This window comes from Arthrobacter sp. TWP1-1, assembly GCF_049897845.1.
Classification (GTDB): domain Bacteria; phylum Actinomycetota; class Actinomycetes; order Actinomycetales; family Micrococcaceae; genus Specibacter.
In genome coordinates this window covers 24965-38274 of record NZ_JAFCXC010000010.1, presented here as the reverse complement: position 1 = coordinate 38274, position 13310 = coordinate 24965, and the positions used below count along the sequence as shown (strand labels likewise).

Sequence of the window (13310 nt, the reverse complement as noted above, 5' to 3'; positions counted from 1 at the left end):
ATCTCTCCTAGAGTGCGATGCGCTTGTTGTCGTTGATTGTGGCCAGCAATTTCTCGCGGAGCTGATCGAGATAGCGATCGACGTCGTCCACGTTCTCCAGCACCTTTCCGGCTCCCGGAAGTGCAAGACGTTTGATTGCGATGGTCTGTTTCGATTGGGCTGACACCGGTGCGGGGTGATTACCCCCGCCCGCGAACGGTGTTCCTGGCAGTTCCTGCGATGGTGCTGCGTCGACGAGTTCGTCTAGGATCTCTGGATAGATCAAATCAGCGAACAAGGCTGCAACATTCCGGATGACCCCAATCTGTGCTTCACGCTGTACTCGGGTAAGTACGCCCTGCGCCTTACTTGTGACCGATCGCTGCGCAGCGGCGGATGCGTCCAAGAACGCTTTGCTGGCGGGAACCTGTTCCCAGCGCGCGTTGATCTCCGCTGTAGCTTCTGCTCGCTGGGCGTCCAAGATGGCGGCGATCTGCCCTTCGAGCGCAGAGACCGCTGTGCCGAGTTGACTGATCCTGGCGCCACGGAAGACCTTGGGATCTTCGAGCAGCAGTGCAACAGGATCCGTCGCCCCTACGACTAGGTAGCCGATGTTCGACTGGTTAGCCTGCATGAACGCCGTGGCGTTGTCGTAGATTCCTCGCTGGGCGCCGTTGAGGAACTGCTTGATCGGATCAATCACGCTGTCCTTGGCATCGAGTAGCTCGTCCGCCCCAGGGAACTCGGAGATGAACCATTCGGCAGCGTGATCGCACAGATCGGTGAGCAACGCAACCGGTTCGTCGAGTTGGTCGATGAAGGGATATCGCGACCCCGTGGTGAGCCCCTGGAGTTCGACGAGCTTCTTGTCGAGGAGTTCCTTGCCAGTGCGAGCAAGCTCCAGCGGGTCCTTCGGAATCGCCCCTTCGTCGGTGAACTCGACGACAAACTTGCGGAACGCGGTGACAGTCTTCTGGTCAAACACCCGCTGTGGCGCGATGACCATGTTCGGGTAGCTCTGCGTATTGCGCAGCGCTCCCGTTATCTCGGTGCGCTTGAGTAGCTTGCCGTTGAGCGTGATCTCAATTCTAGAACCACCCGCGAGGTAGGCAACGGCTGCTGCGACCGACCACTGGTCCCAGCCGTAGGGCTTGATCGTGTACTTCTCAAGAAGGTGCTTCATCGTGACCTGCTCATGGCGCTTACCGCGCATCTCCAAGTGGCCGAGCACATCGTCGCCGGGCACCGTCAGCAGGTTCGCCACATCGTCGATGAGCCCGCCGTCGGGCGGATTGACCAGGGTTGAGAGTTGTTGCTCGCCAAACGTCTTGCTGCCCAACAGGGCAAGGTTCGTGTACGTGGCGGCGATCACCCGCTGGAACCCGTCGCTGATCCGGCCCACCGGCTCGGTTGCTGACACGTCGAGGACCCCTGCGTTATGAACAAGGGTCGCGCGTCCGACGGCGGCGCGGAGGCGTTCGACAATCTCCTTCTCACGCTCGGCGTTCTGGGTGCCCTTGGCCTGCAGAATAGTCTGCTCGATAGCGGTGCGACTGCTGCCGTGGGCACGCTTAATGTATTTCTCGGTCTTCAGCTGGAGACGCAGGTCTGCGAGGATCCGCTCGCTGTCACCCGGAAGCACGACCCGCAGCTCGTCGAGCCCGGCGCTGTGCGCCTTAATCTGCTCCAGGCTGAACTCCGTATCGGGACTCGTGAAGTGCAATGCCAGCTCGTACTGCTTGCTCATCGACTGGCCATCGAGCTTGTAACCGATCGGGAAGTTCTGACCGTTCTTCGAATAGACAACCTTCGTCATTTTCACGACGGACTGGGTGAGTAGATCCGAAAGTTTCTTTGACACCTCGGAAGAGTCGATGTCGACGTTCTTGATCTCCTGCTCGATCTTCTGCTCTTCATTGGTGAGGTAGTCATACACATCACCGTTGCGCTGAATGTAGGTCTGAACCTCCAGGGCCGCGAGAGCCTCGATCACGTCCTTCGAAAGCGCCGTCAAATCGGCCCCGAAACGGTCGTAGACCAGCACGGTGAGGTTGCGAGGCGACGCCTTAAAACCGTCAACATACTTGACCAGGAAGAGCGCCTTGAGTAGCCGAATTGCCAGCTCGCTAAGTTTGCCGCTGCTTTCGGCGTTCAAGATCGCGCGTTGGTTTGCTGACTTCAGCGATGCCCGGATGCCCGCGAACATCTGATCAAACGAGGCGAGTTGCCCCAATGGCTTGTCGGCAAGCGCACTCGCGACCTCCTGCACGACGCCAAGCATAGACCGCTCGCCAACTGAGCTGTTACGGCCTTCGAAGATGTTGTGATCCGAAATTCCCTCGATCGCTGCCTGGAACAGAGGGAACTGGTAGCTCACGAATGGGTACGCGCCAACAAAGTGCTCTTCATCGCGGTAGTTCGGATAGCGGCCGCCATCTACGAAATCGAACAGAGTCTTGAAGTTAGCGTGCTCTGCCGCGTAGATCTCGGCAACATGGGCCGCGCCTGCATCGTTCTTGGCGAGGAGACGCTTGCGGATGACTTCCTCAACATCCTGGCTGGTGAGCTTGAGACGGTTTGTGAAGCGGGCCTGAATCTTGGAGAAGTCATTCGCCTGGCTCTTGGTGCGATCGCCTCCGACCTTTTCCATGTCTTCCTGTGAGGTCACGAAGATCCAGGCGCGGCCCTTGCACTTCGTGGCTAGAGACTCGGCGATGGTCTGCAGGTTCAGCATCAGTTGGGTGTTGGTGCCGATGAACTGGCCGACTTCGTCGACGAAGAAATTGAGGCGGAACCCGTCGGGCTGTTGCTCCAGCCAACCCGCAACCTCATCAGCGAAATCCTCGATCGACACCGAGTACGACATGCTGTACTGACGGATGATTCCGGGGCTTGCGCTTCCGTTGACTTCAGCAAACGCTTTGTCGATATTTCCCGCTTCCAGAGCGCTCTGCTCTCGACCCTGAGACCAGGCGATGCCCGAGATGCGCGCGAATGCATCCTTGAACGCGCCGTACTGCCCGCGACCATCGAGGTCTCGCTCGAAACGAGCGATGTGCCCCTGGTTTCCGTAGTATCCGCGGGACTCGTTGAAGATCTTGACGAAGACCTTCAACAGCGCGTCGTTTTGATCTTTGCTGATCAGGGTGGCTTTCTGATCGATATTGAACAGCAGGCTCTTGGCCGCAATGCTGTCGGACTTGGCGATCAGCGCCGGGAGGAACGCGTCGTCGGCCTTTGCGCGGAAATGCTCGGACACCTGACCGCGCGGGTAGTCATGACCGTCGATGTCCCCCAGCAGGTGGGCGAGCATCTTGAGCAGGTGGGACTTACCAGAGCCGAAGAAACCCGAAATCCACACACCGTTGGCGTTGGTGTAGTTCGTGTACGCCTCGAGCATCTGTTCAACGCCCTTAGCTGCCTCATTGGTGAGGACGTACTCCTCCACCTCGACGCCAAGCTGGGATGTGTCATCTGCCTTGATGACACCCTCGATCGGGCGCTGGATGTTCTTAGCGAAGATCTCGTTGGTCTTGGTCATCGTCATGCTTCCTGTTCCAAAATGTCCTTGGCGCGGTAGTAGCTGTCGCTGGCGCTGAGGTTCAGCGCACGCAGCTGGTGACCGCCTGCCTGGGTAAACTCGTACGTTCCCGGGAACCACGCGAGCATCGGTCTGCCGACCACGACGCTTTGGAGGTTCTCCAACACAGTGTGGGTGCGAATGAAGGGAAAGACCTCGCCGATGCCGGTGAGGAAGACCATGTCACTGGGGTTCTCGGCCAGCTGCTCACGGATCGCGGGCGCGAGATGATCATGCGGGTCGAGCATCCCTTGAAGGGTCTCGCGGAACTCGTACTTATCCTGCGTTGGCTCAAGGTCTAGGATTCGCTGCCATACGCCACGGTCGACTAAAAGCTTGATAGCAAGGTCATACAGGTTGATGTCGACGACACTGAGGCCATCATCGCTGCGGAGCTTAGTAATCACTCGGTCACGGGCGGCATCCACGTCATATGCCCACGTCGGCGGATAGTGGTAGATGAAGAACGGCACTTCTTTGGAAAGGCCTTCCATCTTAAGGAACCGCCGGCTACGCAGTACCTCATAGACGTGGGCTTCCTCTAGCTGAAGATTTCGCTGGGCTTTGGTAGTCATCGTGGGCTCACATCGGCCGGTAGGTGGGTCGGGAGGAATCGAATATCACTCGGAGTACGAACAGCAAACATCTCGTGAACTCGCTCGGAGAGTACGGCCGGAATGATCTCCCCGTCGGGACTACTCAATCCAGCTTCGTGGAGCATACGGAATACATTCTGACGCAGCTTGGTACGAGTAGACGCCTTCAGTTCATCAAGCTCCGGGTGCCATAGAGTCTTCCCCGTTATGAACCGATCGAAATCATCGACGCCGAGCGTTGGGGTGAGCAGAAGGTACCGTTCACGGAGGACCTCCTCGGCGAAGGCTCCGATCAACCCGTATCGGCGGCACGCTGCCACCCACATCAGATGACAGCGCTCGGTAAGACTCGACACAGCGAGGAATTCCAACTCACCGTCTTCAAAGACACTGAGCCGCTGAATCGTCTCACGCGTCACGCGCAAACTTGACGATTCCGTGCGCGCTTGAAGCAGATTTCTCTCCGTCACGACACGACGTACAGTCCCCCAGTCACGCTCACGCAAATACGCGGAGGCAACCACATCAGCTTCACGCGACAAGAGGCCCCCGGTGGTAAACGACAATGCATAGCGATCTTGCGTGTCTGTAATTATCACCAACGGGTACCTCCATCCGGGTTTAGATCGTCAATCAGAATATGCGGAGCTTCCGACATTGAGGCCGGAAGCCATTTCAATGGGGCGTAGCTCGGTCGACCGCGTCACGGCCCACTGCCGCACCGCCACCTCGAACCCAGTCGTCAACCTCGCTGGCCTGGAACTTCCACAATCGGCCAACCTTGTGGGCGGGCATGTCCTTCTCGGAGATCCAGGTGTAGACGGTGTCCTTTGTGACGCCGAGATGAACGGAAATGTCATCAGCAGATAGCCATGCCTCGGTCACTTCGGACCTCCCTTGAGTCATAGACCCCGATTTTGGGCCAACGGTCCCGATATTACCGGAATAGACCCTGTTTATCCGAAACTGAGCCACTAATGGCCTCCCGATTTGACGGGTGGGTTGCCGCGGATCTGCAATGAGCCGTTATTTTCTAGGTAGTCCTAGCGCATCGCAGGTTGAGAGTGCCGGCATAACTATGGGATGGTCGCACGAATTTTAACGCGATGGTCCCTGTGGCCCTGAGGAACGTGGGATTACATGCAGACCACCGCGTACGGAATGACCTCAACGGGTAAGAGGATTTTGTTGTGAGATACCGGCTTCTAGGCGTTGCGACAGATGATGTTTGTGAGTGGCTAGCAGAGAGAGAGTCGGATCAGCAGCTCCCAGTCTTCCTCCGAATCCTGCCGGGTTTGTCATTTCCAGGATCGTTTTGGACACAGAGGTTACCCGGCCCAAAACAGACTTGGCGATATCAATTGGGGACATGGGCTTCCTGTAGCGGGTGCAGCGGAGTATCGAATCTGCCTCAGCCTCCAGTACAGCGTCGGCCCAACCTGTGAGGTATGCCGCGGACTGTTGGCCCCGGTCAATGCCGCGAGCCTGCAAGACGACATACGCGACTGATTCCGCCTCGATCTCAGCAAGCCCCCGGTGTTCGGCGCTGCTGCCATAGAGGGCTCCGATGGCGTCACCTGGAACGTGCAATGAGGCGTGGGCAAGTTCGTGCGCGAGCGTTGCAACTCGATCCTCAGCATCCAGCCAGGATCCAACGTTGATAAGGCGGCGTCCGTGGTCGGTGTAGCCGTCCGCCAGTCCTGCCTGCATCTCCGAGATTACGATGTTGTAGCGCGCGTTCCGCGCCACTTCCGTGAGAGACTCCCACAGCTGCGTGCATGAATCTGCTCGGAGCGGCACATCTGGCTGACCGGCAACAGGTACAAGCAACGGCTCACCCTCGGTCTGCGACACATCGAACACTGCCTGTCCACGCCATCCGACGATGCGAGATCTACTTATGCCGTCGCCCGGCTCCGCAAGGACTGGTTCCCGTGCGTCTGATGTTCTGGCTTGCTCATCCGCAGATGTGATTCGGGCCGTTCTTGGCGCAATCACATACAAGGCACGTTCACCCTTGAGTATGTAGCGATTGTGCCGTTCCCAATCCTTGTACCCCGCAACCAAGCTCGGCTTCTCTGGACCTCGTTGGGCCATTTGCATCATCAAAAGTGCGACATTACCTCCCGAGTACCGCCACATGGTCGCCGAAGCGTCGAGGAGGCGGTGCCATTGCTGGGGGTGGTCAACAGCGTCCGCGAGCAGCGCGTAGAGCCCTTCAGTCAGCTCTGCAACGCGCTGCTCGGGGCCCAGGTGGGTCGCTGGTGGCACTCCCCCGTTTGTGTCGACGGATACCAGCCTTGGTGGCGTTGGTTCTGGCGCAACCTGCATGGTTCCATTCCTCCGTTACTGCCCAGAATCGGTGGTGCCTGAATCCGGAATGCCAGGTGTTCCCGAATCAGGCTGATTTGCCCTGTCCACGCCAGTAAGGGGCAAGCCCGTCATAGCGGGACCGTCGGCAGGCAACCGACGCACAGGCGGCTCGCGGTGTTGCTGCAGACTGACGCAGCCGGCCGCCCTAGTTAGATCTCGCAATCGGGAGACGCTGTGTTCCATGCGTTCGTGAAATCCCAAGGGGCCGAAACCGCCGTCGTCCTCGGTGTAGGAAGCCTGCTCCGCCCGCTGCAGCGCATACAGCTCAGCCACGATGTCCGAGTGCCGCCACCAGCAGTCGGGAATCACAGACGTTGTCAGATGGTAGGTCTCCACGAGCCAGCGGACCCAACTGCCGAGGTGGTTCCACACGGTCTCCGCGGTTCGCGGGTCCATGTCCCGCCACCGATACGTCATGGGTATTCTTTTGGAACGCAGGCCGCGCGTTGAGCCGAAGAGCAGCGCCGCGAAATTGTCTTCGGCACCGTTCTCGACGTCGTATTCAAAGGATTCGTCTTCGTCCATGGCTAGGGCTCCTGTTCTTGTACGGGGATGGGCGTTTGTTGTTCGTGTTGCCGTTTGAGGTGGCCGGTGAGCAATTCGAGCTCTGTTTGCTCCTTGGAACGGCCCAACTGAGCTGCGTCCTTGCGTTTGTGCCATTCGCGCAGGTCCAGCAGGATGGGGCGGCTGCGGCGACCGAGCATGATGGCTGTCCCGGCAGGTAGACGCCGAATTTCATGCAGTGGGATCACCGGAGACTCCCTGATTTGCTCTCCGTCCTGGCGGCCTTGCGACGACCATGAACGGGTGTTGAACGTCAACGTCCGCTCCCCAATCAGTCCCGCGAGTGCGCGGAGATCGCGTTCGTCGGAACCACCGCCAAAGATGACCTTGATAATCGCCGCATCCCAAATAGTGGCTGCCTCATCCATCGACCATCCGGAGCGAGCCTGAGAGAGTGACTGCAGAACCACAAGTGTGGAGATGCCGATGCCGCCTCCATCAGAGAGCGCCACCGGCAGGCCTGGCCAGGGAGAGAGGTTGGCGATCTCATCCAGGATCAGTGACAGCGGTGGATCCAGCCTGCCGCCGGCCGAGACAAACGCCATCTCCCTGGCGGCATAATCAATGTCGTCAATCAGTGCGGACAGGTAAGGTCCAGCGGCAGCTGCGCCACTCTTCGTGCCGATCAAGTACAGGGTGCCTCGTTGTTCGATGAAGTCCTTGGGGTCGAATTGTTCGCCATTCACTCTCGGGTTCAGCGCGGCGAGTACCTTCGGTGAGGACAGGGGCGCTGCGGCGGCAGTCACACCAATCCAGGAGTTGGAGGTGTTGCGTGGGTCGTCGTCGATAATGCCCATCAAGTCCGCCTGCCAACCTAGCGCTGCCTCCGGCTCACCTAGTACGGCCAATGCCTCCCTAGCAAGCACGGGGTTTGATGCCCAGCGACGGAAGGCCACCACCCCGTCGCCCGAAAGAGCCGCCGCATGTAGCAAACACTGCAGCACTAGCTGCGATCGTTTTTGCCACGCGGCGTTTTCACCTTTGAGGGCGGAGTCGGCTGAAATGACGAGTGCGCGGCGGGTAGCGACATCAGGGTCTTGGCAGCCGCGCACAGGTGACCAGCGCAGTGTTGAGGGTAGGCCGGACATCCCTTGAGGGTCGAAGACGGTGACGGGGCGGCCGTTGGTGGCTCGGGCTTTCATGGTGACAACGAGGTTGTCGGCGCGGGTGGAGGTGGTGACGACGGCGCCGGGTGCGTCAAGGATGGCGTTGATGATGACATACAGGCCTTTGCCAGAGCGGGGTGCGCCTTGGATAACGAGGGATTCTTCTGTGGAGACGTGGACGGTGACGCCACGGGACTTTCCGATAGTCCAAGAGACCTCCGCGACTTTAGGATCTTTGGCTCCGGGGCGGGTGTATCGACCTCGCTTCAGCGCAGCCTTGGCACCGAACTCGCGGGCGATTTCGGCCCGCCGTGCGACGCCGTCGCGGCTCAGGATGTCCTGCCGTAGCCAGGCTCCGGACTGCCGCCACGTGCGTAAGCCGACCATGCCTGCGAGCGCTGCCAGAACCATGGCGATCAAGATAGGTGCGATGATGAGCCAGATTTGTCCTGTGCCTATAATGCAGGTTCCCTGCGAAGGCAGAATCCACTGCATCCGTCCGGTGATGAGTCCAGGGAGAACGGCGGGGCTGAAGTCCCAAGGGGCTGGTGCCCCGCATTGCGATAAATAGGCGATGTGGGCAGCAGCCTGGATGAGGAAGCTCAGGACGATGTAAATGGACGTAGCGATCAACCCGGTGGAGACCAACGGGTTGCCGTCGTCGAGGCGCCGCGGCATCAGAGCATCCTCTCATCGGTACCGAACACGGCCAGTTCGTCAGTCGTGACCTGGTTCGCGACGATGAAGGACCGGTTGCCGACCTTCCATAAGCCGACGCCCTTGGGTAGCTTCTCAACATGCTCGCACTCGGCTTCGGTCAGCCCCAGCGCTTCCTTGGTCAGGCGCATTGCGTCGTGCTTTTGCCTGTAGATAACTCTGGTGTCAGCTTCGGTGAGGAGGCCGAGAGCTTTCTGTCGAAGTCCGCTGGTGCTGTCGCCAATCTCATTGAGGTCTGCAATCTTGTGCATGATGAGCAGATTGGAAATGCCATAACTACGGGCCAAACGCCATTGCTCACTCATTTTTGCGAGCATGTAGGGATCAGCGAGCATCCGCCAGCCTTCGTCATAGACCACGATCCGCTTGGCCCCGTCGGGATTCGTGACGGCAGCTTCAAGCCACGTCGCACCGCAGGCAGCCGCCAGAGACAGCGCTTGTTCCGAGGCTCCAATCAGAGCCGAGGTATCCATGACCATAATCGGGGCATCGGCGTCGAAAGCTACGGTTGAGGGTGCATCAAACATGCCTTCCAGATCCCCTGAGACTGTTCTCCGCAGTGAATGTCCGACGCCGGTCCCACCGTTGGGTCCGACGAGTGCGGCCGTCGCTGGGGTGGGGTTGAGCAAGTATTCCAGCACCATGGGCAGCGTCGGCGTGCTGTTGGCGGCAACGGCATCCGTCAACGCCATGTCCAGCGCCGTATGCTCCACCGGACTCAACGGGACACCGGGACGCATCAGCGAAACCAAAGCCACGAGCAGGTGCCGGCGTCGCTGCCGCACCACTGCCAGCCACTGTGCATCGGACAGTGCGCTGGAGCGGGGACCGGCGTCGAGCGGGTTGACCCTGGTTGCCCGTCCGGGCCCTACCGAGATGACCTTGCCGCCAGGGATGGCGCTGGCTACCGGAACCCATTCTCCTTTCGGATCCGAGGCTACAGCTGCTTTGCGGCCGAGAGTGATGGAGCGGGTGACCAGGGACTTCCCGCACATGGACTTTCCAGTGCCCACGGTGCCGATGACAACGATGGACGGGCCACTGATGAATCCTTTGTCATACATGACCCACGGGTCGTAGCAGAATGCGCCGGAACCAAACAGATCCGTACCGATGTAGGTACCCTCCGGGCCGAGCCCAGACTCGGTGAGGAACGGGTACGCTGCCGCCATGGTCAGGGTCGAGGCCCGGTGCGGGGACGGGTGAGCCCGGTGCGGGCCCCAGAGCGTGGCCCCCGCCCTTTTTCCCCAATCCCCAGCCGAGCCGCTGGCGCCGGTTTCAGCAGCTCGCTGTACCCGCAGCTCACGCAACGACAACTTTGGTTCCGCTGCCACGAAACGCTCGTCCCGACGTCGCGCTTGCCGCTGGCCATGAGTCTCCCCAGCGGGAGCAATACTGACCGCTGCCACATGCTTGTTCATTTCAATCCCCTTCCCAAGGGCAAAGCCCCTGCAATGAACGCCGGCCACTGCTGCCCGGCCATTAACCGCAGCTCCACAAAAGAACCGGCTGCGGCAGATTCAAGTTCCTGTCGGCAGCGAGACAGCTCGTCGAGTGTTTCGGCTGTGATAGTTACATAGGCTGCGGGACGGACATCCCCATGACCGGCGACGATCTCATCTTCACGCTGGGCGACTTCCTCCTCCTCAGCCCGCTGTTCGCGGGTCAGGGGTCGGTCCAGCCGGGCGTTGATTCGGCGTCGAGTGTCATGGGCCTCCTGCGCCGACCGGATATCCCGCAGTGCCTGGTCGGTGGGCACTGTCCGGATGACTTGGGAGATGGTGTGCCGGAAATCCCCCACGTAGATCAGCGGCTGCAGGAACCCTGGATAGACCTGTTGGCGAGGCCACTCCGCGACCCAAAACGTTTGGTGAAAGCCGGAGTCAGTTCGGAGGTACGTCCAATGCTCGTCAGTGGCCATCGGCCCCGGCGACACTGGAGCGCTACCTTTGCCGTCTCCGGTTGTTGCCGCCCACTTCGCCACCGCTTCTGGGTCAAAGGCCCCGCGGACCACAGCCGTTATAGAGGTGTCCGACAGCCATTCGGTAACGATCACACTGTGTGTTTTAAGCCCCGTGCTGAAAGCCTCAACCTCGGAGCGCAGGACATGTTCCAGACCAGCCATCGCTCCCCCGGCATCCTTGATCCGGCGGCGCGCCTTGGCCGTATCCAGGACGATCGTCATGATGATCTCGTGGCTCATGGAGGAACCGGCGGCGGCGATCAAATCAAGATAGGACAGGTCACCCCACTGCGCGTCTGCAATGCGCTCCGGCGGAACGGCACGCTCATAGTAGGCCCGCAGTGCGCTCGAGGGGTATGGCACCGTGTAGTCCTGAATTGCAATGCGCGCGACGGCCGGCCGACTTGCCATGGCCGCTTGCACCCGCGACCAAGATTGAACGGCGTACGCCTTATCGTCACTGTCCATCAGGGCAAACGACGTCGTGGTGCAACGAAGCGAGACCATGGCTTCGTTGCCACTCTGGTCCAGAATGAACCCTTCACCCTTTGTTGTCTTGAATAGCTTGAGGCTGCCCAGGCCTCCCGGCAGGGCCATAGTGCCGACCTTTTGCGGTTGCTCCGGTCGCGCCAGATAGCGAGTCTCGTTCAAAACCGAGCGTAGGAAGAACACCGACGCTGTCAGAGCCCACACCGGATATGGGATTCGGGCGTACTGCAGGACGCCAAAGAGCATCAGTCCCAACCAGACTGGCGCTGTCAGTATGAAGACAAGAGGCCCGCCTGTAGCCGATGAGAGTGCAGCGATCAGCATGCCCAAGGCGACCAATGAAAGCTGGTACCACTGCAGCCCCATGAACAGACCGTGCCGTTCGTGGCGAGGGAAGCGGACCGGTTGCAAAATTCGGGTGTCTTCAGTCATGACGACCATCTCCATTGCTGGGTGGGCTCTTCGGTAGGTTCATGGACGGGTCAACGGGGAGCCTGGGGTTGACTGGCGGTGTTGGACGTGGATGGTTCACGGGTGGTGCGGCCGGAGTGGACGGGCCATGCATTGAAGGGCTGGCTTGGGGTCCGCGGATCTTGCCCGGGTAGCGGGACGTGGTTGGTCCCCTGCCTGATGACGAGGATGTCGATTCCGGGCTGCCTGATTGCGGAGCTGGTGGGGCGCCGGTTGAGGTCGCGCTTGCACGTCCTGCTTTGGCCGACGGGCCAGACGGCATGGGCCAAGCAGTTGATGCTGCTGGATCTGGACTCGGTGAGCCTCTGGAAGCCGACCCATGTACTTTGGGACTCGACGGGGTCGGCCCCGCAGCCTGTGCAGGGTTTCCAATCCACGCCTTGCTTGCGCCGGCGTGCATGGCGGCGGGGTGTAAGGGCGTTGCAGAGTGACTGGATGCCACTGGTGCCGGCCCTTTGCCACCTACGCCTGGCATGTGCAGTTTGCCGCCGAACTGGCGACCGAGCTGCCGGCTCGTGAAGCTTCCAGCGCGGCTTGCAACATGGCCGCCACCCGCCATTTGCGCAGCTCCGGCAATTTCACCGCCAGCAAAGCTGACGAGCTTGAGTGCCATCAGTGGTGCCGCGCAGGCCAAGACCATTCCGACGGCGCCAGACGCAAGTCCGCTGAACGACGTCGAATCCGCGAACAATTTCACCGCGACGGCCAAGACGGTGGCGGCAAGAGGCTTCGCAATCAGCAGCGCAATGACCGTTTCGCACCATATTCTGCTCCAGGACTTAGTCCGCTCCCATGGCAAGAGCATGAGGGCGACAGGTGCCACGGCTGCCAAGACAATGAGGGCGAAGGATCGGAAGATCATCGAGCACATGAGGATGAACGACAGTATCCACACAACTAGGACGGCGATAGCTGTAACAACCACAGCTCCTGTCGGGCCGTTTGCTGTTCCACTGCCGAGCGAAACGACGTCCCATTCGCGTCCCGAACCAGCTTCGGCTTTTTGGAAGCCGAACAGTCTCATGAAAACGACGTAGGGATCATTTCCGAGAGTGGCCAGCAAGGCCGTGGACGCCGAATCAGTGAAGCTGGAGAGCTTTGCCATGAGGCTCGTTGCGAGGAAGACCAGCGGGATGGCAAGTGCGCCTCCCAGGAGTGCCCGCCCGATACGCCGCGGCTGTTGACTGACCAAACCTGCGATGAGCTGGACGATCATGACCACAACTAATGGCGTCATCATGACGACAACCCACCAATTGGTTAGGCCACTGACAATGCCCCATTCCGCTGCGTCAATGTCTGAGACACCGAAGGCACCTGAGATGAACGACCACATCCACGACGCCATGCTCTCAAGAATGCCCGCAATGTAGGCAGTGACGGACGCGGCGAAGTCATCGTTGGCTTGGGAAACGATGCCGCAGCCAGGCGGCCACCAGCCACCCAGATTGCATTTGACCATCGGTAGCATG

10 protein-coding genes are annotated in these 13310 nt (G+C 59.9%); all 10 read right to left on the bottom strand.

Going from position 1 to position 13310, the window contains the following annotated elements:
* Window positions 1–7: 7 nt before the first annotated feature.
* The 10 genes from brxC to ACP7B9_RS15165 all read right to left on the bottom strand — a co-directional run bounded on the left by brxC (window position 8) and on the right by ACP7B9_RS15165 (window position 13300).
* Complete coding sequence (gene brxC / locus ACP7B9_RS15210; protein ID WP_425864732.1) at window positions 8–3520, bottom strand: BREX system P-loop protein BrxC; 3513 nt, start codon at window positions 3518–3520, stop codon at window positions 8–10.
* A 2-nt stretch (window positions 3521–3522) separates the two neighbouring features.
* Window positions 3523–4134: a DUF1788 domain-containing protein gene (locus tag ACP7B9_RS15205; RefSeq protein ID WP_425864730.1), complete on the bottom strand. Its 612-nt coding sequence runs from the start codon at window positions 4132–4134 to the stop codon at window positions 3523–3525.
* Entirely contained in the window at window positions 4131–4754 is a 624-nt protein-coding gene (locus ACP7B9_RS15200) for a DUF1819 family protein (RefSeq protein WP_425864728.1), read from the bottom strand. Before ACP7B9_RS15200 ends, ACP7B9_RS15205 begins: the two co-directional genes overlap by 4 nt.
* A 76-nt stretch (window positions 4755–4830) precedes the next feature.
* Window positions 4831–5040 carry a helix-turn-helix domain-containing protein gene (locus tag ACP7B9_RS15195; RefSeq protein ID WP_425864726.1) on the bottom strand — a complete coding sequence of 70 codons (210 nt, stop codon included), beginning with the start codon at window positions 5038–5040 and terminating at the stop codon, window positions 4831–4833.
* Between the two features lie 282 nt (window positions 5041–5322).
* Window positions 5323–6486, bottom strand: coding sequence for an ArdC-like ssDNA-binding domain-containing protein (locus ACP7B9_RS15190; RefSeq protein ID WP_425864725.1), 1164 nt, complete (start codon window positions 6484–6486; stop codon window positions 5323–5325).
* Between the two features lie 15 nt (window positions 6487–6501).
* The gene (locus tag ACP7B9_RS15185) at window positions 6502–7053 is read right to left on the bottom strand and encodes a hypothetical protein (RefSeq protein ID WP_425864723.1); all 552 of its coding nucleotides are present in this window, start codon (window positions 7051–7053) and stop codon (window positions 6502–6504) included.
* Window positions 7054–7055: 2 nt separating this feature from the next.
* On the bottom strand, window positions 7056–8876 hold the full coding sequence (locus ACP7B9_RS15180; RefSeq protein WP_425864722.1) for a type IV secretory system conjugative DNA transfer family protein: 1821 nt from the start codon (window positions 8874–8876) through the stop codon (window positions 7056–7058).
* Window positions 8876–10336, bottom strand: coding sequence for an ATP-binding protein (locus ACP7B9_RS15175; protein WP_425864720.1), 1461 nt, complete (start codon window positions 10334–10336; stop codon window positions 8876–8878). Before ACP7B9_RS15175 ends, ACP7B9_RS15180 begins: the two co-directional genes overlap by 1 nt.
* Complete coding sequence (locus tag ACP7B9_RS15170) at window positions 10333–11799, bottom strand: SCO6880 family protein (protein ID WP_425864719.1); 1467 nt, start codon at window positions 11797–11799, stop codon at window positions 10333–10335. Before ACP7B9_RS15170 ends, ACP7B9_RS15175 begins: the two co-directional genes overlap by 4 nt.
* Window positions 11792–13300, bottom strand: coding sequence for a hypothetical protein (locus ACP7B9_RS15165; RefSeq protein ID WP_425864717.1), 1509 nt, complete (start codon window positions 13298–13300; stop codon window positions 11792–11794). The genes ACP7B9_RS15170 and ACP7B9_RS15165 overlap by 8 nt, the downstream gene beginning before the upstream one ends.
* Window positions 13301–13310: the final 10 nt, after the last annotated feature.

Coding starts and splice junctions, on each gene's coding strand:
- brxC (WP_425864732.1), bottom strand. CDS start 3,520: ATGACCAAGACCAACGAGATCTTCGCTAAGAACATCCAGCGCCCGATC.
- ACP7B9_RS15205 (WP_425864730.1), bottom strand. CDS start 4,134: ATGACTACCAAAGCCCAGCGAAATCTTCAGCTAGAGGAAGCCCACGTC.
- ACP7B9_RS15190 (WP_425864725.1), bottom strand. CDS start 6,486: ATGCAGGTTGCGCCAGAACCAACGCCACCAAGGCTGGTATCCGTCGAC.
- ACP7B9_RS15185 (WP_425864723.1), bottom strand. CDS start 7,053: ATGGACGAAGACGAATCCTTTGAATACGACGTCGAGAACGGTGCCGAA.
- ACP7B9_RS15180 (WP_425864722.1), bottom strand. CDS start 8,876: ATGCCGCGGCGCCTCGACGACGGCAACCCGTTGGTCTCCACCGGGTTG.
- ACP7B9_RS15175 (WP_425864720.1), bottom strand. CDS start 10,336: ATGAACAAGCATGTGGCAGCGGTCAGTATTGCTCCCGCTGGGGAGACT.
- ACP7B9_RS15170 (WP_425864719.1), bottom strand. CDS start 11,799: ATGACTGAAGACACCCGAATTTTGCAACCGGTCCGCTTCCCTCGCCAC.
- ACP7B9_RS15165 (WP_425864717.1), bottom strand. CDS start 13,300: ATGGTCAAATGCAATCTGGGTGGCTGGTGGCCGCCTGGCTGCGGCATC.